This is a genomic window from Streptomyces sp. NPDC091281, from assembly GCF_044757425.1.
Taxonomy (GTDB): Bacteria; Actinomycetota; Actinomycetes; order Streptomycetales; family Streptomycetaceae; genus Streptomyces.
Window position 1 is genome coordinate 108,408 of sequence record NZ_JBIVUY010000009.1, and the last position, 25,761, is coordinate 134,168.

Sequence of the window (25,761 nt, forward strand, 5' to 3'; positions counted from 1 at the left end):
AGCCTGCTTCACTGCTGGGCCCTCCACATTTCTTCGAGCATGGTGATCTGGTCCTGGTCGAGGTCGAGCAGGTCGAGGTCGGACGGCGTGTGCCCGGCGGTCGTCCCGCCGTCCGCCCACGCGGTGAGCGCGTCCAGCGCGGCCGTCCAGCCGTCGGTGAGCGCGTCGACGGTGTGCTCGGGCAGGGCCTCGCCCGCCCAGCGGAACACCGCGGTCAGTTCGGGGCCGTCGGGGCCGTTCGCCACCTCGGCGACGACCTCCAGCGGGTGCGACAGCGGCATCGCCGGGTCCGGACCCACCGCGAGCGCGTCGGCCTCGGCGGCCGGACCCCAGTCGGAGGCCGTCCGCGCCGTCTGCCGCCCGAGGTAGTTCCACAGCACCTCGGGACCCGTCCCGCCGCCGAACAGGGCGGCCGTCCCGGCGTGGAGATGCCGCAGGAGGCCCGCGCCGATCCCGCCGTCGGGGACGCCCCGCAGCAGCTCCTTGACCTCCTTGAGGGCGGCGCCCGCGTCCTCGCCGCCCGCCAGCACGGCGGCGGGGTCGTAGGCGCGCGGCGCCAGCCGCAGCGGGTACACCGAGGTCAGCCAGCCGACCGTCCGGGTCAGGTCGGCGCCGGGTACGAGGTCCTGCTCCCGGCCGTGCCCCTCCAGGTCGACGGCGAACCCGGCCGCGGCCGCCGTCCGCCCCTCGCGGGCCGCCCAGCCGCCGACGGCCAGCGCGAACGCCGTCAGCAGGATGTCGTTGACCGTGCCGTGCACTGCCTGCGGCACCTGTGCCAGCAGCGGCGCCGTCCGCTCCGCCGACAGCCGTACGACCTTCTGGCGGGCGCTCGCCACGGTGTCCACCGCCGGGTCCAGCGCGCGCCCGGTCAGCAGCCGCCCGTCCGGGGCCTCCGCCAGCCAGCGGTCCAGCTCGGCCAGCCGCCGCCCGCCGTGCGCCTCGGCCAGCAGCCCGGCCGTCCACGTCCGCAACGACGTCGGCACCGGCTCCAGTTCCGGTTCCCGGCCCGCCGCGCGGGCCTCCCACGCCGACCGCAGGTCGGGCAGCAGGATCTGCCAGGACACCTCGTCGACCACCAGGTGGTGGGCGACCAGCAGGAGCCTGCCGGGCGCGCCCGGACCGCCGTCGAAGAACACCGCGCGCACCGTCTCGCCCGCCGCCGGGGCGAGTTCACCGGCCGCCCGGTCCGACTCCCGCGCCAGCAGCGCGCGCAGCGCGGCCCCGTCGAGGCCCGCCGCGTCGACCGTGCGCAGCACCGAGGCCGCCGCGAGCGCGCCCACCGGGCGCACCTCCGCGCTCCACAGGCCCGGCCGCGTCACGTCGAGCACCTGCCGCAGACCGTCGTGCCGGTCCAGGACCGCCTGGAGCGCCGCGACCAGGTCCCCGGCCCGCACCCCGGCGGGCAGCCGCACCAACCGGGCCTGGCAGAAGCGCTCGTACGGTCCGCCGCGCGCCGCCAGCCAGTGCGCCACCGGCGGCAGCACCAGCGGTCCCGTGCCGATGTCCGCCGGGCGCGCCGCCGGTGCCGCCGCGCGGGGCGCGACGACGTCCGCGAGCGCGGCCGGAGTCGGGTGCTGGAACACCTGACGGGCCGTCACCGTGAGCCCCGCCTTGCGGGCCAGGCTCACGAGCCGGATGGAGACGATGCTGTCGCCGCCCTGCTCGAAGAAGTTGTCGTCGGCGCCGACGGACTCCACGCCGAGCACCTCGCCCATCAGCCGGGCCAGCACCGCCGCCGCCCCCTCCCCGGGCACGGCCGCGGCACCCCGCTCCCCGGTCGTCCCCCGGACTGCGGGGGCGGGCAGGGCCCGCCGGTCGAGCTTGCCGTTCGCGGTCAGCGGCAGCTCCGCCAGCTCCACGAACAGCGTCGGCACCATGTACTCCGGCAGCCGCTCCACCGCGTGGGCGCGCAGCTCGCCGGTGTCGACCGTGGCACCCGGTACGGGCACCGCGTAGCCGACGAGCTGCTGCACCCCCGGCCGGTCCTCCCGGACATGGGCCACGGCATGCGCGACACCGGGCCCTGTCGCCAGTACGGCTTCGATCTCGCCGAGTTCGATGCGTTGGCCGCGGAGTTTGATCTGGTGGTCGGTGCGGCCGAGGTAGGTGAGGGTGCCGTCGGGGTTCCAGCGGGCGAGGTCTCCGGTGCGGTACATGCGGGCGCCGGGGGTGGTGCTGTGGGGGTTGGCGGTGAAGCGTTCGGCGGTGAGGGCGGGTTGGGTGAGGTAGCCGCGGGCGAGTTGGGTTCCGGCGAGGTACAGCTCGCCGGGGATGCCGACGGGTGCCGGGCGGAGGTGGGCGTCGAGGACGTAGACCTGCGTGTTCCACACGGGCGCCCCGATGGGGACGGACACCGCTTCCGCGTCCTGGTCGGCCGGGGCCGGGGCACGGGTGACGTCGATCGCGGCCTCCGTCGGCCCGTACAGGTTCTCCAGCGCGACCGCGCGACGACCCGCCGACACGTGGAACCGCGTGGCGAGTTCGCTCGGCAGGGCCTCGCCGCTGCACACGACCAGCCGCACGCTCGGGCAGGTGGTGAGGTCCGTGTCCGCGAGGAACGCGGCCAGCATCGACGGCACGAAGTGGCAGACGGTGACCGCCTGTTCGCGGATCAGCCGGGCCAGATACTCCGGGTCCTTGTGCCCCTCGGGCCGCGCCACCACCAGCGGGGCGCCCACCGCGAACGGCCAGAACAGCTCCCAGACGGACACGTCGAACGTGACGGGCGTCTTCTGGAGCACACGGTCGTCAGGGGTGAGGGCGTACGTGTCCTGCATCCACCGCAGCCGGTTGACGATCGCCGCGTGCTCGACGAGCACCCCCTTGGGGCGGCCGGTGGAGCCCGAGGTGAACAGGACGTACGCCGGATGCGACGGCAGCAGCGGCGCCGTACGGTCGGCGTCGGTCACCGCCGTCGGCGGCAGATCCGCCAACTCGCCCGCGACGACGGCCGAGTCGAGCAGGACGGCGTCGGCGCGCAGCCGCTCGGGCAGGGCGTCCCGCGTCCCCCCGTCCGCGAGCACACAGCGCGGCGCGGCCGTGTCCGCCATGTAGGCGAGCCGGTCCGTCGGCAGGGCCGGGTCGAGCGGGAGGTAGGCGGCGCCCGCGCGGACCACCGCGTGCAGGGCGACCAGCAGATCGGGGGAGCGGGGGAGGGCGACGGCGACGACGCTCTCCGGGCCCACGCCCCGGCCTATGAGGAGGCGGGCGAGGCGGTTCACACGGTCCTCGAAGGCGCCTCGGGTGAGGTGTTCGCCCTCGAAGACGAGGGCGGTGGCGTCCTGGTCGTGGGCGCCTTCGGTGACGAGGGCGGCGAGGGTGGCCGGGCCGTCGACCGGGTGCGTGGTGGCGTTCCAGCCGTGCAGCACCCGCTCCCGCTCGTCGGCCGCCATGACCGGGAGCGCCGACAGCGCCGACTCCGGCCCGTCCGCGACCGCGTCGAGCAGCCGCACCAGCCGTTCGGCCAGCCGCGCCGCGCCCGCCGGGGTGAACACGTCGGTGGCGTACCGCACGCCGCCGCTGATCCGGCCGTCCGCCGCCGACCCGCCGAACGCGAACTCCAGGTCGAACTTCGATCCGCCGATCTCCACCGGGAGTTCCTCGGCGGGCACCCCGAACAGCTCCCGCACCTCGGTGGTCACCGAGTGGTAGGTCACCATCGTCTGGAACAGCGGGTTACGGGACTGCGCCCGCGCCGCGCCGACCGCCTCGGCCACCGCCTCCAACGGCAGATCGGCGTGGGAGAACGCGGCGAGACCCACGTCCCTGACCCGCCCGACCAGTTCCGTGAAGCTCGGGTCGCCCGACAGATCGGCGCGCAGCACCAGCGTGTTGAGGAAGAAGCCGACCAGCCGGTCGACCTGCTCGTCCTCCCGCCCGGACACGGGCGTGCCGACCGGGATGTCGTCGCCCGCGCCGAGCCGGTGCAGCAGGGCGGCGACCGCCGCGTGCACCACCATGAACATCGTCGCCCCGGACTCCCGCGCGATCCGGGCCAGCCCCTGCCCCGTGCGGGCCGGGACGTTAAAGAGGACGACGTCACCGCCGTGCGACGGGACCGCCGGACGCGGCCGGTCGAACGGCAGCGCCAGCTCCTCCGGCAGGTCGGCCAGAGCCTCCCGCCAGTGCGCGGCCTGCCGCGCCGCGGGCGACTCCGCGTCCGCCGGGTCACCGAGCACGTCCCGCTGCCAGAGGGCGAAGTCGGCGTACTGGAGCGGCAGTTCGGGGTAGTCGGGGGCCGTGCCCGTGAGGCGGGCCCGGTAGGCGGTGTCCAGGTCGGCGAGCAGCGGGCCCGTCGACCACTCGTCGGTCGCGATGTGGTGCAGCAGCACGACGAGGACGTGGTCGTCGTCCGCGGCGCGGAGCAGCGCCGCCCGCAGCGGGATCTCCCGCGCCAGGTCGAAGACGTGCCCGCCCTCGGCGACGGCCTCCGCCGCCAGCCGGTCCGCGGCCACCCGCCGTACGGTGAGCGGCACTTGGGCCTGCGCCGCCGGGAGCACCCGCTGGTAGGGCTCGCCGTCCGCCTCGGTGAACACGGTGCGCAGCACCTCGTGCCGGGCCACCAGGTCGGCCAGCGCCGCCTCCAGCGCGCGGACGTCCACCGCCCCGCGCACCCGCACCGCCAGCGGCACGTTGTACGAGGTGCCCGGCTCCCGCACGCTGTCGATCAGCCACAGCCGCCGCTGGGCGTACGACAGCGGCAGCGGGTCCGGCCGCTCCGCCGCCCGTGTCAGCGCGGGCCGCCCCGACGCCGACCGCTCCGCCAGCCGGGCCGCGAGCGCGGCGACCGTACGGGCCTCGAACAGGTCCCGGACCGCGCACTCCACGCCCAGCGCGGCCCGCAGCCGGCTCACCGCGCGGGTGGCCAGCAGCGAGTGCCCGCCGAGGGCGAAGAAGTCGTCCTCGACGCCGACCGCGACCCGGTCCAGCACCGCCGCGAACACCCCCGCGACGACCTCCTCACGGGCGTTGCGCGGCGCCCGCGACGGACCCGCCTCCGCCTCCGGCGGCGCGGGCAGGGCGCGCCGGTCCAGCTTGCCGTTGGCGCTCAGCGGCAGCGCGTCGAGCACGACGAACGCCGTCGGCACCATGTACTCGGGCAGCCGCTCCCCGGCGTGCGCGCGCCACACCCGCGGATCGGTCCCGGCCCCCGGCGCGGCCACGACGTACGCCACCAGCCGCTGCGCACCGGGCGTGTCCTCCCGCACCAGGACCGCGTTCTGCGCGATACCGGGTGCGGTGGCGAGTACGGCTTCTATTTCGCCGAGTTCGATGCGTTGGCCGCGGAGTTTGATCTGGTGGTCGGTGCGGCCGAGGTAGGTGAGGGTGCCGTCGGGGTTCCAGCGGGCGAGGTCTCCGGTGCGGTACATGCGGGCGCCGGGGGTGGTGCTGTGGGGGTTGGCGGTGAAGCGTTCGGCGGTGAGGGCGGGTTGGGTGAGGTAGCCGCGGGCGAGCTGGGTTCCGGCGAGGTACAGCTCGCCGGGGATGCCGACGGGTGCCGGGCGGAGGTGGGCGTCGAGGACGTAGACCTGGGTGTTCCACACGGGTGCACCGATGGGGACGGACACCGCGTCCGCGTCCTGGCGGGCGGGGGCGCGCGTGACGTCGACGGCGGCCTCGGTGGGGCCGTACAGGTTCTCCAGCGCGATGCGTTCCACGCCGGGGGCGTGTCCGGCCGAGGTGTGGAAGCGGGTGCTCAGGTCGGTGGGGAGCGCCTCGCCGCTGCACACGACCAGCCGCAGGGTCGGGCAGGTGGTGAGGTCGGTGTCCGCGAGGAACGCGGCCAGCATCGACGGCACGAAGTGGCAGACGCTCACGGCCTGTTCGCGGACCAGGTCCGCGAGGTAGCGGGGGTCCTTGTGGCCGTCGGGCCGGGCGACGACGAGCGGTGTGCCCGTCGCGAGCGGCCAGAACAGCTCCCAGACGGACACGTCGAACGTGACGGGCGTCTTCTGGAGGACCCGGTCGTCGGGGGTGAGGGTGTAGGTGTCCTGCATCCACCGCAGGCGGTTGACGATCGCCGCGTGCTCGATCAGGACGCCCTTGGGGCGGCCGGTGGAGCCCGAGGTGAACAGGACGTACGCCGGATGCGACGGCAGCAGCGGCGCCGTACGGTCGGCGTCGGTGACCGGAGCGGACGGCAGCGCGGCCAACTCCCCGGCCACGGACGGCTCGTCCAGGACGATGCGCTCGCCGCCGATCTCGCCCGCCAGCGACGCGGAGTCGGCGTGCGTGAGGACCACGACCGGGGCCGCGACGCCGGTCATGTAACGCAGCCGGTCCGTCGGGAGGGTGGTGTCCAGCGGGAGGTAGGCGGCGCCCGCGCGGACCACCGCGTGGATCGACACCAGCAGGTCGAGGGAGCGGGGGAGGGCGACGGCGACGACGCTCTCCGGGCCCACACCGCGCCCTATGAGGAGGTGGGCGAGGCGGTTGACGCGGTCCTCGAAGGCGCCTCGGGTGAGGTGTTCGCCCTCGAAGACGAGGGCGGTCGCGTCCAGGTCGTGGGCGCCTTCGGTGACGAGGGCGGCGAGGGTGGCCGGGCCGTCGACCGGGTGCGTGGTGGCGTTCCAGCCGTGCAGCACCCGCTCCCGCTCGTCGGCGGTCAGCAGGTCCAACTCCGCGAGCGGGACGTCCGGAGACGCCACCACCCGCTCCAGCAGCCGCACCAGACGGTCCATCAGGCGCTCGGCGCCCGCCCGCTCGAACAGGTCCGTCGCGTACCGCACCCCGCAGGTCAGCGTCGGCCCGTCCGCGCCCGGCACCCGCCGGAACAGGATCTCCAGGTCGAACTTGGCCGCCCCGGCCCGCACCGGGAACTCCGCCGCGTCCGTCCCGAGCAGCCTGCTGTGGTCGGGACCGCCGCCCTCGTAGGCCACCATCGTCTGGAAGAGGGGGTGGCGGGTGAGGGTGCGGTGGGGGTTGAGGGCTTCGACGACGGTGTCGAAGGGGAGGTCGGTGTGGTCGAGGGCGGTGAGGTCGGTGGTGCGGACGCGGTGCAGGAGGGTGGTGAAGGTGGGGTCGCCGGTGAGGTCGGTGCGCAGGACGAGGGTGTTGACGAAGAAGCCGACGAGGTCGTCGAGGGCGGTGTCGGTGCGTCCGGCGACGGGGGTGCCGAGGGGGATGTCGTCCCCGGCGCCGAGGCGGTGCAGGAGCGCGGCCACGGCCGCGTGCACCACCATGAACATCGTCGCCCCTGAGTCCGCGGCCAGCCGTTCGAGACCGGTCAGCACGCCGTCGGGCAGCGCCACGGAGAGCGTGTCCCCGCGGTGGCTCGGGACCGCCGGACGCGGCCGGTCGAACGGCAGCGTCAGCTCCTCCGGCTGCCCGGCCAACGCCTGCTTCCAGTACGTCGCCTGACGTGCCGCCAGCGAGCCCGCCTCGGCCGGGTCTCCGAGCAGCTCGCGCTGCCAGAGGGCGAAGTCCGCGTACTGGAGCGGAAGTTCGGGGTAGTCAGGGGTCTTGCCCGTGAGGCGGGCCCGGTAGGCGGTGTCCAGGTCGGCCAGCAGCGGGCCCGTCGACCACTCGTCGGTCACGATGTGGTGCAGCAGCACGACCAGGACATGGTCGTCGTCCGCCGCACTCAACAGGGTCACCCGCAGCGGTAGTTCGGAAGTCAGGTCGAACACGCCGCCCACGGCGGCCGTCACCTCGTCCTCCAGGTCTACCGCCGCGACCGTCCGCACCACGAACGGCACCCGCGACGCGCCGGGCGCCCGCACCCGCTGGTAGGGCTCGCCGTCCACCTCGGTGAACACCGTGCGCAGCGCCTCGTGCCGGGCCACCACGTCCGCGAACGCCGACTCCAGCGCCCGCACGTCCAGCGCCCCGCGCAGCCGCAGCGCCACCGGCACCGTGTAGGTGTCGCTCGGCCCCTCCATCCGGTGCAGGAACCACAGCCGGCGCTGCGCGTGCGACACCGGCAGCAGCGCGGGCCGGTCGGCGGCGCGCGTCAGCGCGGGCCGGGCCGACGCCGACCGCTCCGCCAGCCGGACGGCGAGCGCGGCGACCGTACGGGTCTCGAACACGTCCCGCACCGAGCAGGCCGTGCCCAGGTCACGCACGAGGGCGACCACGCGGGTGGCGAGCAGGGAGTGCCCGCCGAGGGCGAAGAAGTCGTCCTCCGCGCCGACCGAGGCCAGGCCCAGCACCTCCGCGAAGACCCCCGCGAGACGTTCCTCCGCCGCGCCGCGCGCGGGCCGCGACGGCTCGGCCGCCGTCAGCGCGGGCGCGGGCAGCGCGGCACGGTCCAGCTTGCCGTTCACGGTCGTCGGCAGGACGTCCAGCACCACGACCGCCGCCGGGACCATGTACTCCGGCAGTTCGGCCGCCAGGTCGCGGCGGAGCGCCGCCGGGTCCGCCGAACCGGTGACGTAGGCCACCAGACGCGGCACGCCCGGCGTGTCCTCGCGGACCACGACGGCCGCCGACGCGACCCCGGCCCGCGCCGTCAACGCCTCCTCGATCTCGCCGAGTTCGATCCGGAAACCGCGGATCTTCACCTGGTCGTCGGCGCGGCCCAGGAACTCCAGCAGCCCGTCCCGCCGCCACCGCGCGAGGTCCCCCGTGCGGTACATGCGGGTGCCGGGCGCCCCGTACGGGTCGGCGACGAACCGCTCCGCCGTCAGCGCCGGGCGGCCCAGGTAGCCGCGCGCGTTCTGCGGCCCGGACAGGTACAGCTCGCCGGGCACCCCCGGCGGCACCGGGCGCAGCCGGGCGTCCAGGACGTGGGTGCGGGTGTTGTCCAGGGGACGGCCCACGACCGGCGTCGGGCAGTCCGTGACCCGGGCCACCAGGGCGTCCACGGTGAACTCGGTCGGCCCGTAGTAGTTGACCGTCTCCACGCCGGGCACGTCGCGCAGCTCCGCCCACAGCGCGGGCGGCACCGCCTCACCGCCGAGGAGGAACAGCGGAGGCCGCCACTCCCCGGTCAGCAGGCCCGCGTCCAGCAACTGCCGCGCGTACGACGGCGTCACATCCAGCGTGTCGACACGGTGCGCGCGGACGGCGGCGACCACGGCGTCCGGGTCCCGGCGGCCGAACTCGTCCAGGACGTGCAGCTCGTGCCCGGCGACCAGCCACAGCAACTGCTCCCAGGACGAGTCGAACGCGAAGGACGCCGTGTGCAGCGCCCGCACCCGGCGGCCCAGCCGCTCCGCGACCGGCCGGTACAGGGCCCGCTCGTGGTCCCGGTACAGGTGCGTCAGACCGGCGTGGTGCAGACCGACGCCCTTCGGGCGGCCGGTGGAGCCGGAGGTGTAGATGACGTACGCCAGATGGTCCGGTCCCGCGGCCCGCGGCGCGGGCAGCTCCAGCGCGGACGACAAGCGGGCATCGGTCGCCGGGGCGTCCAGCACCAGCCGTACGGCGCCGGGGAGTTCGGGCACGGACGCGTCCACGGCGGTGGCGGTCAGCACGCAGACGGGGGCCGCGTCCTGGAGCATGTACGCCAGCCGGTGCGCCGGGTGGTCGAGGTCCAGGGGCAGGTAGGCGCCGCCCGCGCGCAGCACGGCGAACGCGGCCACCACCGAGTCGGCCGAGCGGGGCAGGGCGAGCGCGACGACCGTGTCCGGTCCGACGCCCTCGGCGGCCAGCACCCGTGCCAGCCGCTCCACCCGGCCGTCCAGCTCCGCGAAGGTCAGCCGGACGTCGCCGCAGACCACGGCGGTCGCCTCCGGGACACGCGCCGCCCGCTGGGCGAACAGCTCCACCACGGTCTCCACCGGCACCGGCCGCGCCGTGTCGTTCCACGCCGCGATCCGGTCCCGCTCCCCGGCGTCCAGCAGCTCGTACCCGGACACCGGGCGCTCCGGATCGGCCACCGCCTGCGCCAGCACGCCGATCAGACGGTCCGTCAGGATCTCGACGGTGGACCGGTCGAACAGGTCCGCCGCGAAGAACACCTCCAGGTCCAGGTCGTCGCGGTCGGCGGTGTCGGAGAACGTGAAGTCCAGGTCGAACTTGGTGGTGCCCGGATCGACCCGCTCCGCCCGCGTGTCCCGGCCGAACAGCCGCCGCACGTCCTGGGTGACGGTGCTGTGCGACACCATCGTCTGGAAGAGGGGGTGGCGGGTGAGGGTGCGGTGGGGGTTGAGGGCTTCGACGACGGTGTCGAAGGGGAGGTCGGTGTGGTCGAGGGCGGTGAGGTCGGTGGTGCGGACGCGGTGCAGGAGGGTGGTGAAGGTGGGGTCGCCGGTGAGGTCGGTTCGCAGGACGAGGGTGTTGACGAAGAAGCCGACGAGGTCGTCGAGGGCGGTGTCGGTGCGTCCGGCGACGGGGGTGCCGAGGGGGATGTCGTCCCCGGCGCCGAGGCGGTGCAGGAGCGCGGCGACCGCCGCGTGCACCACCATGAAGACACTCGTCCCGCTCTCCCGCGCCAGCCGCCGCACGGCGACGGCGAGTTCGGGCGACAGCTCCCGGTGCACCATGCCACCCGCATGACTCGGAACCGCCGGGCGCGGCCGGTCCACGGGCAACGGCAACTCCTCCGGCAGCCCTTCCAGCGCCGTACGCCAGTACGCGACCTGACGGTCCCTCAGCTCGGTCGGGACGGACTGGTCGCCCAGCAGGCCGTGCTGCCAGAGCGCGAAGTCCGCGTACTGCACCGGCAGTCGCCCGAACTCGGGCGCGCCACCGGCCGCACGGGCGGCGTACGCCTGCTCCAGGTCGCGCAGGAACGGGCCCATCGACCACTCGTCGCTCGCGATGTGATGCAGCAGCACCACCAACGCCTGCGCACCGCCCGGCGCGCCTTCCGCCGGGTCGCGCAGCAGGGTCACCCGGATCGGCGCCTCGGCCGCCAGGTCGAAGTGGTGCCCGAGCGCCCGCTCGCTCTCCGCCGCGAACCGCTCCCGCGCCACGTCCACGACCCGCAGCCGCACCCCGGCGGCCTCCGGCGCCAGCACCCGCTGGAACGGCTCGCCGCCCGTCTCGCCGAACACCGTGCGCAGCGCCTCGTGCCGTCCCACCACGTCACCCAGCGCCGCGTCGAGCACGACCGGGTCCAGCCCCTCCGCGAAATGCGCGACGAACGGGATGTTGTACGCGGCGCTCGGGCCCTGCATCTGGTGCAGGAACCACAGCCGGCGCTGGGCGTGCGACAGCGGCAGCGGCTCCGGGCGCGCCGCGGCCGTCAGCGCGGCCCGCCCGCTGGAGCCGCGCCCCGCCAGCCGCTCCGCCAGCGCGGCGGCCGTCGGCGCCTCGAACACGTCACGGATACCGCACTCCGTGCCCAGCGCCACCCGCACCCGGGCGATCACCCGCGCCGCGAGCAGCGAGTGCCCGCCGAGGGTGAAGAAGTCGTCGTCGGGACCCACCGACGGCAGGCCCAGCGCGTCCGCGAGAATGCCCGTCAGGATCTCCTCCCGCGCCCCGCGCGGCGCCCGCGCCCCGGCCGTCGTCAGCCCGGACAGATCGGGAGCGGGCAGCGCCCGCCGGTCCACCTTGCCGTTCGCGGTCAGCGGGAACGCGTCCAGCACCACCACCGCCGACGGCACCATGTACTCGGGCAGCCGCTCCCCGGCCAGCGCCCGCAGCGCCACCGGCTCCGGCGCGGGCTCCTCCGGCGCGGCCGTCACGTAGCCCACGAGGTGCTGCGTGCCCGGCTGGTCCTCGCGGACCACGACCACGGCCCGGCCCACGCTCTGCGCCGCGCCCAGCACGGCCTCGATCTCACCGAGTTCGATCCGGAACCCGCGCACCTTCACCTGGTCGTCGGCACGGCCCAGGTAGTCGATCCGGCCGTCCGCCCGCCGCCGCACCAGGTCCCCGGTGCGGTACATGCGGGTGCCGGGCGGCCCGTACGGGTCGGCGACGAACCGCTCCGCCGTCAGACCGTGACGGCCCAGGTAGCCGCGCGCGAGCTGCGCGCCCGCCAGGTACAGCTCGCCCGGACGCCCGGCCGGGGCGGGCCGCAGCGCGCCGTCGAGGACGTAGGCGCGGGTGTTCCAGAACGGGGTGCCGATGTCCGGCGTGCCCGTGTGGTCCGGGGCCAGCACGGACGAGGTCGCCCACACGGTGACCTCCGTCGGGCCGTACACGTTGGTGACCCGCCGGGCGCCCCGGGCCAGCCGCTCGGCCAGGTCCGCGGGGACCGCCTCGCCGCCGACCAGCACGGACGTCCCGACCAGCGCCGCCGGACGGCCGTCCGCGAGCAGGGCGTGCCACAGCGACGGCGTCGCCTGCATCACCGCGGGCCGGTGCGCGTCCACCAGCGCGGCCAGCGCCGCCGGGTCCCGCACCGTGTCCCGGTCCGCGAGCACCACGGTCGCCCCGCTGATCAGCGGCACCCACAGCTCCAGCGCCGCGATGTCGAACGAGATCGTGGTCACCGCGACCAGGGTGTCCCCGGGCGCCAGCTCCAGCTCGTGCGCCTGCATCCGCAGGAAGTTCGCGAGCGCCGCGTGCGGCACCACCACTCCCTTGGGACGCCCGGTGGAGCCCGAGGTGTGGATGATGTACGCCGGGTGCGCGCCGTCGACCCGCGCGCGCCGCTCCGCCGCCGCCACCGGGGCGCCGGACAGCGGGGCCAGCGCCGCCAGGGTGTCCGGCGCGTCCAGCACGACCAGGTCACTGCCCGGCACGTCCGGCGCCGTCGGCGCGGCCGCCAGCGTGGTCAGCACGCACACCGGGCGCGCGTCCCGCACCATGTACTCCAGCCGGTCGGCCGGATAGTCCAGGTCCAGCGGCAGATAGGCGCCGCCCGCCTTCAGCACCGCCAGCAGCGCGACGAGGAGTTCGTCCGTGCGGGGCAGGGCGATCCCGACGTACGTCTCCGGGCCGACGCCCCGCCCGATCAGCAGCCGCGCCAACCGGCCCGACCGCTCGTCGAGTTCGCCGTACGTGACGTCCCGGCCGCCCGCGACCAGCGCGGTCCGTCCGGCGTGCCGGGCCGCCTGCGCGGCGAAGGCGTCCGCGACCGTGCCCGGCGCGACCGGGCGCGCGGTGCCGTCGGCCGCGTCGAGCAGCGCGCGCAGGGTGACGTCGTCCACCAGGTCCGGACCGCCCACCGGGGCGTCCGGTCCGGCGGCCGCGACCTCGGTGAGGAATCGGGTGAACTCGGCGCAGCGGGCGGCGAGTTCGTCGGCGTCGTAGGCGTTGGGGTTGGCGTCCAGCTCGAACCGTATGTGCCCGTCGGCTGCGTCGTGGTAGAGACCGAGGGTCAGGTCGTGGACGGGGCCCGCGGCCAGGTTGCGGGTCGCGCCGGGGGCGCCCGCGAAGTCGAGGGCGTAGTCGAAGGCCTTGATGTTCACCATCGGGCCCAGCAGGCCCTGTTCCCGGCCGACGAGGCCGAGGTCGCGGCGGATGTCCTCGGCCCGGTGGCGCTGGTGGGTACGCAGGTCGCGCACGAGGGCGGCCACGTCGGCGGTCAGCTCGGCGAGGGTGCGGTCCGGGCGGACCGGGACCCGCAGCGGCAGCACGTTCACCACCATCGTCGGCACCCACAGGGCGGCCGACCCCAGGCGGGACATCGCGGGCATCGACAGCAGCACGTCCCGCGAACCCGTCGAGCGGTGCAGGAACGCGGCGAACGCCGCCGTCACCGCGTCGGCCCAACTCGCGCGCGCCGCACGGCCGATGGCGAACAGCCCGGCCGTGGCCTCCGGCGTCAGCACCGCCCCGTCGCGCAGGAACGTCGACGCCGCCGGATGCGCCGCCCCCGCCAGCAGCTCCGGCTCCGGCCGGTCCGCCAGCCGCTCCAGCCAGTACGCCCGGTCCCGCGCGCCCTTCTCCGAGCCCTGGTACGCCTGCTCCTCCGCGACCACGTCGGCCAGCGACCCGAACGGCGAGGCCGGGGGCTCCTCGCCCGCCGCCAGCGCCGTGTAGACCTGCGCGACCCGCCGCGAGATCAGCGAGAAGCCGTACGCGTCCAGCGCGATGTGGTGCGCCCGCTGGTACCACAACGACCGCTGCGGGCCCACGAGATGCAGCGCGAACGCGAACAGCGGGTCGGCCGCCGGGTCCAGCGGGCGGCCCATGTCGGCGTGCATGACCTCCAGCGCGGCGGCGTCCGGGTCGGGGGCGTCGCGGTGGTCGACGACCCGGAGCACGGAGCCGTCCACCGCCTCCACGCCGTCCGTACCGGGCTCTCCGGCGAGCACCTGCCACGGCTCGCCCGACGCGTCCTCCTCGAAGCGGACCGTCAGCGACGCGCACTCGCCGACCGTGCGCCGTACGGCCTCCGTGAAGAGCGCCACGTCGACCGGCCCGCTGATCTCGACGTACTGACCGACGTTGTAGACCGGGGAGTCGGGGTCCAGTCGGTGGCCGTACCAGACGCCGGTCTGGGCCCCGGTGAGGGGGAGTCGCCGCAGGGCACGCTCGGTCATGGGTCTCGCTCCAGAGAGGGGCGCGGCGCGACCGGGAGGATCGTCCGCGGGGGAGGGGCAGGAGTGCGGGGGCAGGGAGGGAAGGGAGGCGGGGCGACGCGGGGCCGGCTCAGGCGGTGGCGGCCGGGGCGTCCCGCTCGGGGCCGGTGCCCGGACACGCGGTGTCCTGGCCCGCCGACGGGCCGCTCTTCGCGGCAGCGGCGGCGGTAGCGGCGGAGGGGGCAGCGGCGGAGGGGGCGGCGGCAGCCGCGGCGGGGGCGGGCGTGCCGGGACCGGACCGCTCGTCGGGGCCCCCGGCCTCGTGCGCGTCGTCGTCCTCGTCGTCGCGGGGCAGGGTCGCGTGCCGCAGACCCGGCACCAGGACGGCGACGAGCGCCGCCGCGACCGCGCACACCGCGCCGTTGACGACGGCCGCGCCCGCGGGGTTGAACCAGCGGGCGATCAGGGCGACTTCGACGTCACCGAGGACATCGCCCGTGGTGCCCTGCGCGCTGAGCACGCCCACCATGCGGCCCCGCAGATGGTCGGGGGTGTTGTGCTGGACGAGGGCGTACTCCAGGATCTCGTACACCGTGCCCGCCGCGCCGCCGACCGCCAGCGCCAGGACGGCGATCCAGATCTCGCCGCTCAGCCCGAAGCCGACGGTGGCGAGGCCGCCGGTGAACGCGGCCGTCAGCAGCAGCCGTCCGGGCCGGGTCGCCCGCGTGATCCAGCCGCTGGTCGCGGAGATCAGGACGGCGCCCACGGCGGGCGCGCTGTAGAGCAGACCGAGCACGACGTCGCTGCCGCCGAAGCGGGTCGCGACCAGCTCGGGGAAGAGCACCACCGGCAGGTTGAACAGCACGGTGACCCCGCCCAGGGCGAGGAGGGAGCCCACGACCGGGTTGCGCCGGGCGAACCGGAACGCGACCAGCGGGGAGCCGTCGTCCTTGCCCTCGCCACGCCCGCCGTCTTCGCCTGCGCCTTCGTCGTCGTCCTCGGCGGGGACGGGCGGCAGGGGGCGCAGACGCAGCAGGAGCAGGGTGGTCACGCCGGTGGTGGCGGCGGTGAGGGCGAAGACCGGGCCGGGGCCGGTGGCGGCGAGGAGCACACCGCCGAGGAACGGGGCGCCGATCGAGCCGATCTCGCCGGTGAAGGCGATCAGGGCGCCCGCCGCCGGGAGCTGGTCCGGCCGCACCAGGGTCGGGGCCACCGCCATCAGGGCGGTGACGCTGACGCCGGTCGCCAGACCGTCCACGGCGACACAGGCGTAGATCGCCGCGAGGCCGGGGTCGTCGGTGAAGGCGTTGGCGGCGAGTCCGGCGAAGGCGACCGCGGCGACCGCGCGCGCGGTGATGATCAGACGGCGGCGGTCCGCGCGGTCGGCCATCCAGCCGCCCCACAGCGAGCCCAGCAGCACCGACACACTCATGATCATGCTGACCGCGGCGACCTGGAACGTGGACTCGGTGAGGTCGTACACCTGGGAGGACAGGGCCACCGTGGCCATGCCCAGGCCGAACAGCGACACCACGCGCGCGACGAAGATGGCCCTGAAGTCCCTGCTGGCACGCAGGGGTTCGATGTCGAGCAGCAGCTCACGCACGCGCATGCGGGGCTCCGGCCGGGGCGAGCAGCGTGACCCACGCGGTCAGGGTGGGCCGCTCGGCCAGCTCGGCGAAACCGGCCTCGGCGCCGTCCGCCCGCCACCCCTCCACCAGCGTCATCATCCGTACGGAGTCGAGCCCCTGGTCGAACACGTTCTCGTCGACCTCGACCTCGTCGGTCTCGACGTAGAGCACCTCGGCCACGTCCTTGCGCACCCGCTCCAGGGTGAAGGGCTGAGGTCTGGATGTGTCGGTCATGTCGCGTCGGCTCCTGATCACGAATGATGTCTGGTTAGGTAAGCCTTACCTAACAATCTATTCTTGCCCGGGTCAAGTCCGGGCACCCGCCCCGCCGTTCACGGCGGGCCCCGCCGACCCCCCGAGTGAGAGACCGATGACCACGGTGATCCCCCGTCCAGGACTCCGGTCCGCGCCCGTCCCGTCCCCCGCGCGCGCGAAGTCCGCCGGTACGCCGCAGCCGCGCCCGCACGCCGTCGTCGTCCGGGCCGCCGGGCCCGCCGACGTCGCGGCGCTGTACGGCCTGTCGCGGGCGTTCGCGCGCACGGGAGAGCTGCGCGAACGCCCGTACGGGCAGTACGTCCGGGACGTCCGCGACTTCCTGGTCGCGGAGTCGACCGGGGGTGGCGTCGCGGGCTGCGTGGGCCTGCGGCGCCTTCCCGGACCGGACGGACCGGACGGACCGGAAGGACCTGACGTACCGGCCGTCCCCGGTGCGCCGGAAGGCCCCTGCGCACCGGACGGACCGGTCCCGACGAGCGTCGCGGTCGTCTACAACTTCTGTGTGGCGGCGGCCAGTCAGGGGCGCGGGGTCGGCTCGGCCCTGCTCGGCGCGCTGCTCGCCGAGGCGGCGGACCGCGCCGTGGGCACGCTGTACACCGCGACCAGCGGTGACGCGGCCCTGTTCCTGCGCCACGGGTTCACCGAGGTGCCCGACCCCGCCGCCTGGCCGGCCGCGCTGAACCCCCGTACGGGGTCGCACGTCCTGCGCCGGACGCTCTGAGGAGGCGCACCGCGGGGTGCCGCGTGCGGGGGCCGCGCGGCCCCCGCACGGCGCGTCAGGAGCGGGCCACGAGGCTCGCCGGGCGCATGTCGGTCCAGTGCTCGTCGACGTAGGCGAGGCAGCCCTGCCGGGAGTCCTCGCCGTGGACGGCGGTCCAGCCCGCGGGGACCTCGGCGAAGGCGGGCCACAGCGAGTGCTGGTTCTCCTCGTTGACCAGGACGAGGTAGCGGGCGTCGTCGTCCTCGAAGGGGTTGGTCGCGGCCATGGTCGTACTCCTTGGTGTGCGTGCGGGTGAGGGTGGTGGGGTGGCGGAGGGCGGGTGCGGGGCACGCCGATGCGGGGCCCGCCGGTACCGGTCGTGCCGCGCGGGGCATCGGTGGATGCCCGGCGGCCGGCCCGGGTCGTGGAGGGCCCCGTACGGGACGCGGTCAGACGGTGGCGGTCGCGGTCGTCCGGCCGGTGGCCGGGGGACAGTGGCAGATACGGGGTCGGCGCGGCGGCGCGCCCGGTGGGGCGCGGCGGGTGCCGTGGACGCCGGTCACGCGGCCGGTACGGCGAGGCCGTCGGAAGCGGAGGCCCCGGCCACGGCGTCCCCGTTCACGGGGTCTCCGGCCGCGGGGTCTCCGGACGCGGCGTTCCGGGACGTCCCGGCGTCCGCCGCCACGTCCCGTCCGGCCCGGTCCAGCAGCAGGGCGTCGCAGATCTCGCCCGCCCGCACGGCCAGCGTGGACAGCAGGGAGGACGTGATGCCGTGCGAGTGCTCGGTGACGGCGCCCTGCACGTAGATCCCGGCGCGCACCCGCGACGTGGTGGCGATCCGGTGGTCGCGCCCGATGACCAGGCGTCCCTGACCGTCCGTCAGACACTCGTCCGCGAGCGGGCCGAGGAGGTCGCGCGGGTCGGACGGCCGGTAGCCGGTGGCGAGGACCACGGCGTCGCAGTCGAGGGTGTACGCCTCGCCCGAGATCAGCGGACGCAGCACCACCCGCGCGCCGTCGGGGAGTTGCTCGACGGCGGTGAGGGCGGTGGTGTTGAGGATGCGCAGCCGCTCGGTGCCCGCCACCTTCTCCTGGTAGACGGTCCGGTAGAGCTGCTCGATCAGATCGCCGTCCACCACCGCGTAGTTGGTGTTCGCGTGGTAGTCGAGGAGGGTCCGCTTGACGTCGTCGGGGGCCTCGTAGAAGTCGTCCACGGCGGCCGGGTCGAAGATCCGGTTGGCGAACGGGCTGTCGTCGGCGGGGCTGTAGCCGTAGCGGCTGAACACCGCGCAGACCTCCGCGTCGGGGAATGCACGGTGCAGGAACTCGGCGGTCTCGGCGGCCGACTGGCCCGCGCCGACGACGACGAACCGGCGGTGCGGGCGGTCGGTGAGGTCGGCGGCGCGGAACAGCAGGTCGCGGCTGTGCCACACGTGCGCGCCGGTGGTGACGCCCTCCGGCACGCGGGGCAGCAGTCCGGTCCCCACCACGATGTTGCGGGCGCGCAGGATCGATGCGGCGCCGGACGCGTCCGGGGCGGGGCGGGTCGCGACCTCCAGGATGTCGGCGGGGCCGTCGGCGGCCACCGCCCGGACCGCGTGGGCCTCGCGGCCGTAGCGGACCTGGTCGGTCACCATGGCGGCGCACCAGCGGAAGTAGTCGTGGAACTCGACGCGGGTCGGGAAGAACGACTTCTGGTTGATGAAGTCGGCGAGCCGTCCGCGCTCGTGCAGATAGCGCAGGAACGTGAAGCGGCTGCCCGGGTCGCGCATCGTGGCCAGGTCCTTGAGGAACGACACCTGCATGGTCGCGCCGTCGAGCAGCATGCCCTGGTGCCAGCCGAACTCCGGCTGGCGCTCCGTGAACGCCGTCCGCAGCGCGCCGCCGGGCCCGCGCCGGGCGTTGTGCTCCTCGATCGCGATGGCCAGTGCGAGGTTGGCGGGCCCGAAGCCTATGCCGACCAGGTCGTGGGGCGGCTGCTCGTCGTACCGGCCCGCGTCTGACTGCCCTGCTGACATGCTCGTCCTTTGTTCAGGTCCTGGCCCGGACCGCGCCAAACCCTACTTAGGTAAGGCTTGCCTAAGATTTCTTATGGAGGGAAAGGGTGTCAAGTCCGCCCCGTCCGCCCGAAGGGCCTGAAGGGTGCCGGTCGGGGGCGTCCCGCCCCAACTGCCCCTGAAACAGGCGCTGATGAGCTTTCAGGAGCCGACGCAGACGTCCGTGAGAGGAGCCGCGACGGGGTCCGGGGTCACGGTCGTCCCCGTGCCGCGCGCCGTCGAGGGCGGGACACCCGGCCCGCCCGGAGCGTCCAGGGTGTCCGGACCGCCCAGGGTGTCCGGGGCGTCCGCTCCGGGGCCGGTCCCGTCGGCGGTCCCGACGCCGAAGACGTCGGTCAGGAGGGCGTGCGGCACCCGTCCGTCGATGACGTGCGCGGCCCGCACCCCGTCCCGTACGGCCCGCAGGCAGCCCTCCATCTTGGGGACCATGCCCCCCGCCAACCCCGGCAGCAGCGCCTCCAGTTCGGATGCGGTGAGCCGCTCGACGACGTCGGTGCTCGCGGGCCAGTCGGCGTAGAGCCCGGCGACGTCGGTCAGCATGACCAGTTTCTCCGCGTCCAGCGCGCCCGCCAGGGCCGCCGCCGCGAGATCGGCGTTGATGTTGTAGACCTCGCCGTCGGCGCCCCGCGCCAGCGGTGACACGACCGGGACGCGGCCCTGGTCGAGCAGGGCGCGGACGGTGCCCGGTTCGACCCGTACGACGTCGCCGACCAGGCCGATGTCCACCGGTTCGCCGTTCACCCAGGCGGGTCGGCGCACGGCGGTGAGGGTGTGGGCGTCCTCGCCGGTCATGCCGACGGCCAGGGGTCCGTGCGCGTTGATGAGGCCGACGATCTCCCGCTGGACCTGACCGGCCAGCACCATCCGCGCCACGTCCAGCACCTCGGGTGTCGTGACCCGCAGTCCGGCGGTGAACCGGACCTCCAGGTCGAGCCGGGTGAGGAGGGCGCTGATCTGCGGTCCGCCGCCGTGCACCACGACCGGGTGCGCGCCCGCCGCGCGCAGCGCGACGACGTCCTCGGCGAAGGCGCGCTTCAGCGCGTCGTCGATCATCGCGTTCCCGCCGAACTTCACGACGACGGTCCGCCCCCGGTACCGCTCCAGCCCCTCCGCGACCGCGGCCGCCGAGGGGGCGTGGGGTGTGCGGCCCGCGGGCCCGCCGACCCCTCTCGCGGGGGAACCGGCCCGGCGTGGGGGTGGCACCTTGCCCACGGACGTGGAGCCGCTCCCCGCCCCCGACGCGCCCCCGGATGCGGGCGCGGGTGGGGTCGTGGGCACGGGTGCAGAATGATCCGCCGAGTCGCTGGTCGACGTCATCGCGGTGTTCGTCCCTTCGCCGGGATTCCGGTCGGAATCCGTGTGGGGTCGTGTGCGGGGCGCGGCTGTCCGGTGCGCCGACTCCGTTGCCGGGCACGGTCGGTGGGCACGGTCGGTGGGCGCGGTGGGTGGACAGGCGGGGGTGCCTGCGCGGTCGTACGGGTGGGATGCGCGGGGCGGGGGCGTGCCGGAGGGCCGCGGTCCTGCCGCGGGCCCGGAGCTATCCCCCGGCCGGAGTCGCCCGGACCCTTCGAACGGGTCGCGTCGGTCGTGTCGGTCGCGTCGTGAGCGTCGTCCGCACCGCGCTCTGTGGCACGCCATCCCCCGGGGTCGTGGGGTCGGACAGACCGACCCGGAACATAGGTAAGGTAAGGGTAACCTTACCTTCCGCGCAACCCGGCCACGGCGGCGCGTGGTTGACGTGGAAGTGACGTCTGGTCATCAGGACGTGAAATAAGTTAGGTTAGGCAAACCTAAATTCCAGTGGTGGGAGGGTCCTGATGCGTCGTTCCCCTGCACGTCCCAGCGCGCCGACGGCCGCCGAGCGGGTCCGCTCGATCCTCGCCGCCGCCCACTCGATGACCGTCGTGAGCGACGGACGGCACACCGAGGTGCGCCGGCTCGACGGCGACGGCGCCATGGGCCACTTCCACCTGCACGCCCCGTGCGAGGACGGCACCGCCGCGCCCGAGAGCCGACGCGTCCCCGTACGGCTGGAGTTCACCGACATCGCCCCCACCCCCGTACGGGACCGGCTGCGCGCCCGCCTCACCCTGACCGGGGTGCTCGCCACCCCGCACGACCCCACGCCCGGCGAGAGCACGTGCGTGGAGTTCGGCCAGGCCGTGCTGGAGAACGCCGACGGACGCGCGTACGTCGGCCTCGCGGAGCTGGAGGCGGCCGAGCCCGACCCGCTCGCGACCTGCGAGGCCGCCATGCTCACCCATCTGATCGACGACCACGGCGCCCTGGTCCCGCTGCTGCTGCGGCTCGCCCGCCCGCTCCCGGACGAGGACCTGCTGCGCGTCCTGCCGCTGGCCGTCGACCGCTACGGCCTCACCCTGCGCCTCGAACACCCCCGTACCCACCGCGACGTCCGGCTGCCCTTCGGCACGCCCGTACGCCACGTCGACCACGTCGGTCCCCAGATCCACGCCCTCCTGGCCGCGGCCCGCCGCCGATCGCACGCCGGTCACCTGCTGACCTGAGCCGCCGCCCTCGCCCCGACCGAGAAACGCCGAGCCCGATGACGCCGAACCCCCTGACGCCGCACCCGCAGGCGCCCACGCCCGCCGCCCCCCACCGCCCGCACGCCCCGTACCCGATGCCCGCCGTCGCGCCGACGGACGCCGACGGGCCGCCGTGGGGCATCCACCCCCACCGCGCGGCCCTCGTCGTGCAGCAGGTGCAGCGCCACCTCCTGACCGCGCTGGAGCACCGCGCGCCGGTGGACGAACTCCTCACCCACGCCGCCCGGTTGATCGGCGCCGCCCGCGACGCGGGCGTACCCGTCGTGTACGTCGTACGCGTGCCGGGGCACCCCGAGGACCCGGCCGGCTCCGCGGGGCGGCCCGGTGGACCCGGCCGGCTGCTCCTGGAGCCGCCGACGGGTGAGGCCGAGGCCCGCGCGGTCGCGGAGGCCGTCCTGCCGCAGGCCGGGGACAGCGTCCTCGCCGCCAAGCGGTGCAGCGCCTTCGTCGGGACCCGGCTGCGGGCACGCCTGAAGGAACTGGGCCGCGACCAGGTCATCCTCACCGGCGGCGCCGCGCGCACCGACGTGCTGCTCACCGCCGCCGACGCCTGGATGCAGGACCTGCGGCCCTTCGTCGTCGGCGACGCCGTCGTCGACCGGACGGCCGACGACCACGTCGCCGCCCTCGACTGGCTCGCCGCCACCTGCGCCCGCATCGTCGGCACGGACGCCGTGACCAGCGCCTTCGCCGCCGCGCGGTCCGCCGACACGGCGAAGGCGACGTAGGGAAGGCGCCCTGACGAAGGCGACCTGGCATAGGTGACGGAGTGTCAGCTCGGCGGCCGGTCGAGGCACCGTGCACGTGACGTGGTGTCAGCCCAGGGGGAGGAGTGCGTCCGTGGTGGTGACCACGGCGCACCGGCCCGCCGCCCAGCGCAGCGCCGTCTCGTGCTCCTCGCGGGAGAAGTCCGCGACGGCGTCGGCCACCACGAACGCCTGGATGTCCCGCATCCACGCGTCGGCGGCCGTCATCAGCACGCCGATGTGCGCGTACACCCCGACGACGACGAGCTGGTCCCGCCCCCATGCCCGCATCCGCTCCGCGAGGTCGGTGCGGACGAACGCGCTGTACTTCCACTTCGTCAGCAGGACGTCCCCGGGCTCCGGCGCGACCTCGTCCGGCACGGCCAGCATCGCCGGATCGTCCGCGACCCCCGGCCCCCAGAAGTCGAGTTGCAGCCCGCGCTCCTCGGGCGTCTGCCCGCCGCGCTGCACGGAGTACACCACCGGAACGCCGTTGCCGCGCGCCTCCTTCAGCAGGCGGGCGGTGTTGGCGAGCATCCCCGTCAGCGGCTGCTCGCCCGCCGGGAACGCGGACAGGAAGTGCTGCTGGAGGTCGTGCACCAGCAGCACGGCGCGCGCCGGGTCCACGGTCCAGGCGACGCGGTTGGCGGGCAGCCGGTCCGCGTCCGGGACCGGATAGGCGGCGATCTTCGGAAGTGCCATGGCGGAGTGGGCCTTTCAGTGCTGCTCGGCGGAGTCCGCGGCGGACCGCAGCCCCTTCTTGCTGACCTTGCCGATCCCGGTCTGCGGGAACGCGTCGACGAACCGGACGACGTCGGGGACCTTGAAGGCGGCGACGCCGCGCTCGCGGACGAACCGCTTGATCTCGGTGGCCTTCACCAGACCTGCGCCCTCCCGCAGGATCACGTGGGCGAGGGTCCGCTCGCCGAGGTACTCGTCCGGGACCGCCACCAACGACACGTCGTGCACGGCCGGGTGGGCGAGGACGATGTTCTCGATCTCCTCGGGGGCGATCTTCTCGCCGCCCCGGTTGATCTGGTCCTTGGCCCGGCCCTCCACCACGAGATGCCCGCCCGGCAGCCGCCGCACGATGTCCCCGGTGCGGTAGAAGCCGTCGTCGGTGAACGCGGTCCGGTTGTGCTCCGGTGCCCGCCAGTAGCCGCGGATGGTGTACGGGCCGCGGGTGAGCAGATGCCCGAACGCGCCGTCCTCGACGTCCTGTCCGGCGTCGTCCACGATCCGGATCTCGTCGTCCGGGGAGATCGGGCGGCCCTGCGAGGTGACGACCGTCTCCGGATCGTCGTCCAGCCGCGTGTAGTTGACCAGCCCCTCGGCCATGCCGAACACCTGCATCAGGCGGCAGCCCAGCGCGGGCTCCAGCCTGCGTGCCGCCGCTTCGCTGTACTTGGCGCCGCCCACCAGGACCAACTCCAGGCTGGACAGGTCGTGTTCGCCGCGCGCCGCGGCCTCCGTCCACACCAGCGCCAGCGGCGGCACGAGTCCGGTCATGGTGACCCGCTCCCGCTCGATCAGCGCGAACGCGGTCGCCGGGTCCGGCTTCGGGCACAGCACCGCCGTACCGCCCGCGTACAGGGCGCCCAGCCAACCCGGGGAACTCATCGGGAAGTTGTGGGCGGCGGGCAGGACGACGAGGAAGCGGGTGTCCGCGTCGACGCCGCAGATCTCGTTCGAGCCGCGCAGCGAGTAGACGTAGTCGTCGTGGGTGCGCGGGATCAGCTTGGACACGCCGGTCGTGCCGCCGGACAGCTGGAGGAAGGCCAGTTCGTGGGGGAGCGGTCCGGCCGCCGACGCCGCCCACCGCGCGGTGCCCGCCGGGTCGAGGGGCACGTCGGCGAGCGCGGTGTGCGGACCCGGGTCGCCGACCACGAACACCTCCCGCAGGGAAGGCGTCGCCTCCTGGACCTTGCCGGCGAGGACCCGGTGGTCGAAGCCCGCGTGCACGTCGGGGACGACGTAGGCGACGGCCTCCGTGAAGGCGCAGAAGTGACCGATCTCGGTGTCCCGGTGGGCGGGCAGCGCGTAGACGGGCAGCGCGCCGATCCGGAACAGCGCGAACACGACCTCGGCGAACTCGCCCACGTTGGGCAGCTGGACGACCACCCGGTCGCCGCGGCCGATACCGCGCGCCGCGAACCCGGCGGCCAACCGGTCGGCGGCCTCGTCCAGTTGGCGGTACGTCCAGGTGCGACGCTCGGGCGCCGGGTCGACCAGGGCGATCCGGTCGGGGTGCGCGGCGGCCCGCTCGCGCAGGATGCCGCCGAAGGTCTCCCCGCGCCAGTGCCCCGCCGCGCGGTAGCGCTCCGCGAACTTCGCGGGCCAGGTGGGCGCGTCCGTGCCGGGGGTGAGGGCGTCAGCGGCGGCGGCGCCGTCCGGGTCCGGGGCGCGGCCCTCGGCGGGCGTCGGTTCGGCGGGAGTCGGGGTGAGGGTCACGGCGAGGCTCCGGGAGAAGAGAGAAGGGGCCGGGGAAGGGGCAGGGGGCGAGAGGAGAAGGGGAGGCGGAGCGCGAGAGCTGACGCGGCGACACGGACGCGGACACCGCGGGGCGCCGGCCCGTCGGGCGGGCCGCCGGTCGCGCCCGGCCGGTCACGCCCGCCGGGTCGCGCTCCCGTTCAGGCCCGCAGGGTCGCGCCCCCGTCGACGTACAGGTCGTGGAGGGTGATGTGCCGGGCGCGGTCGGAGACCAGGAAGGCGACGGCGTCCGCGACGTCGGCGGGCTCGGCGATCCGGCCGAGCGGGATGCCGGTCCGGTACGCGGCCAGGTCGCCCTCGATGACGGCGCGTTGCCCGGCCTCGGGGCCGCCGGGGGACCGGTCCCACATCGCGCGCTGCATGTCGGTGAGGGTCGAGCCGGGGGAGACGGTGTTGCACCGCACGCCGTACGGGGCGACCTCCAGGCCGAGACACTTGGTGAACATGACGGCGGCGGCCTTGGAGGCGGCGTAGGCGGCCATCCCGGCGCGGGGGACACCGGCCGCGTTGGAGGCGACGGTGACGATGCTGCCCCGCCCGCGCGCGGTCATCCGGCGCGCGACGGCCCGCGAGACGTGGAAGACACCGTCCGTGTTGACGGCGAACACGCCCGCCCAGTCGGCGTCGTCCAGGTCGACGACCCGGGCGCCGCGCAGAATTCCGGCCACATTGACCGCGATGTCCAGGGGGCCGATCGCGCGCTCCGCGTCCGCGACCGTCCGCTCCACCGCCGCCGCGTCCGTCACGTCCAGGGCACCGGCGACGACCCGGTCGCCGTGCCGGTCGGCCGCCGCCTTCACGGCCGTGGCGTCCAGATCGGTGGCGAGGACCCGCGCCCCGCGTGCCACGAGCGCGTCCGTCACGGCCGCGCCGATCCCCCGCCCCGCCCCGGTGACCAGGGCGAACCGCCCGGCGAGATCCTGCTCGGTACCCGACCCGCCGCCCTCGCGGCCGCCCGCGACGCCCACACGGTTTTCGTCGCCGTGTCC

General features: G+C 75.1%; 12 protein-coding genes. 3 read left to right on the top strand and 9 right to left on the bottom strand.

Annotation, left to right across the window (positions count from 1 at the left end):
- Positions 1 to 8 precede the first annotated feature (8 nt).
- From ACIQPQ_RS23525 to ACIQPQ_RS23535, 3 genes are all read right to left on the bottom strand, one after another.
- A complete protein-coding gene (locus ACIQPQ_RS23525) occupies positions 9 to 14,327 on the bottom strand; it encodes an amino acid adenylation domain-containing protein (RefSeq protein ID WP_401306654.1) in 14,319 nt (4,772 codons plus the stop codon).
- A 109-nt stretch (positions 14,328 to 14,436) separates the two neighbouring features.
- Entirely contained in the window at positions 14,437 to 15,918 is a 1,482-nt protein-coding gene (gene entS, locus ACIQPQ_RS23530) for an enterobactin transporter EntS (RefSeq protein WP_401306656.1), read from the bottom strand.
- Positions 15,905 to 16,171: a phosphopantetheine-binding protein gene (locus ACIQPQ_RS23535; RefSeq protein WP_383779504.1), complete on the bottom strand. Its 267-nt coding sequence runs from the start codon at positions 16,169 to 16,171 to the stop codon at positions 15,905 to 15,907. The genes entS and ACIQPQ_RS23535 overlap by 14 nt, the downstream gene beginning before the upstream one ends.
- Positions 16,172 to 16,307: 136 nt before the next feature.
- Between ACIQPQ_RS23535 and ACIQPQ_RS23540 the strand changes: the two genes are divergently transcribed.
- Entirely contained in the window at positions 16,308 to 16,934 is a 627-nt protein-coding gene (locus tag ACIQPQ_RS23540; RefSeq protein ID WP_401306659.1) for a GNAT family N-acetyltransferase, read from the top strand.
- A 55-nt stretch (positions 16,935 to 16,989) separates the two neighbouring features.
- Here the strand turns inward: ACIQPQ_RS23540 and ACIQPQ_RS23545 are convergent, their stop codons facing one another.
- The 3 genes from ACIQPQ_RS23545 to argB form a co-directional block, all read right to left on the bottom strand.
- A complete protein-coding gene (locus tag ACIQPQ_RS23545) occupies positions 16,990 to 17,199 on the bottom strand; it encodes an MbtH family protein (RefSeq protein ID WP_383779501.1) in 210 nt (69 codons plus the stop codon).
- Between the two features lie 273 nt (positions 17,200 to 17,472).
- On the bottom strand, positions 17,473 to 18,930 hold the full coding sequence (locus tag ACIQPQ_RS23550) for a lysine N(6)-hydroxylase/L-ornithine N(5)-oxygenase family protein (protein WP_401306662.1): 1,458 nt from the start codon (positions 18,928 to 18,930) through the stop codon (positions 17,473 to 17,475).
- 180 nt (positions 18,931 to 19,110) lie between these two features.
- The gene (argB, locus tag ACIQPQ_RS23555; RefSeq protein ID WP_401306664.1) at positions 19,111 to 20,247 is read right to left on the bottom strand and encodes an acetylglutamate kinase; all 1,137 of its coding nucleotides are present in this window, start codon (positions 20,245 to 20,247) and stop codon (positions 19,111 to 19,113) included.
- A gap of 539 nt (positions 20,248 to 20,786) precedes the next feature.
- Here argB and ACIQPQ_RS23560 point away from each other — a divergent pair.
- Together ACIQPQ_RS23560 and ACIQPQ_RS23565 are read left to right on the top strand one after the other, a co-directional pair.
- Positions 20,787 to 21,494, top strand: coding sequence for a DUF2470 domain-containing protein (locus ACIQPQ_RS23560; protein WP_401306667.1), 708 nt, complete (start codon positions 20,787 to 20,789; stop codon positions 21,492 to 21,494).
- A 38-nt stretch (positions 21,495 to 21,532) separates the two neighbouring features.
- The gene (locus ACIQPQ_RS23565; protein ID WP_401306670.1) at positions 21,533 to 22,264 is read left to right on the top strand and encodes an isochorismatase family protein; all 732 of its coding nucleotides are present in this window, start codon (positions 21,533 to 21,535) and stop codon (positions 22,262 to 22,264) included.
- Between the two features lie 87 nt (positions 22,265 to 22,351).
- On the opposite strand, the gene ACIQPQ_RS23570 is transcribed toward ACIQPQ_RS23565, so the two are convergent.
- The 3 genes from ACIQPQ_RS23570 to ACIQPQ_RS23580 all read right to left on the bottom strand — a co-directional run bounded on the left by ACIQPQ_RS23570 (position 22,352) and on the right by ACIQPQ_RS23580 (position 25,740).
- On the bottom strand, positions 22,352 to 22,984 hold the full coding sequence (locus tag ACIQPQ_RS23570) for an isochorismatase family protein (RefSeq protein WP_401306673.1): 633 nt from the start codon (positions 22,982 to 22,984) through the stop codon (positions 22,352 to 22,354).
- A 15-nt stretch (positions 22,985 to 22,999) separates the two neighbouring features.
- Entirely contained in the window at positions 23,000 to 24,733 is a 1,734-nt protein-coding gene (locus ACIQPQ_RS23575; RefSeq protein WP_401306676.1) for a (2,3-dihydroxybenzoyl)adenylate synthase, read from the bottom strand.
- 179 nt (positions 24,734 to 24,912) lie between these two features.
- Positions 24,913 to 25,740, bottom strand: a complete 828-nt coding sequence (locus ACIQPQ_RS23580; protein ID WP_401307172.1) for a 2,3-dihydro-2,3-dihydroxybenzoate dehydrogenase — start codon at positions 25,738 to 25,740, stop codon at positions 24,913 to 24,915.
- Positions 25,741 to 25,761 lie beyond the last annotated feature (21 nt).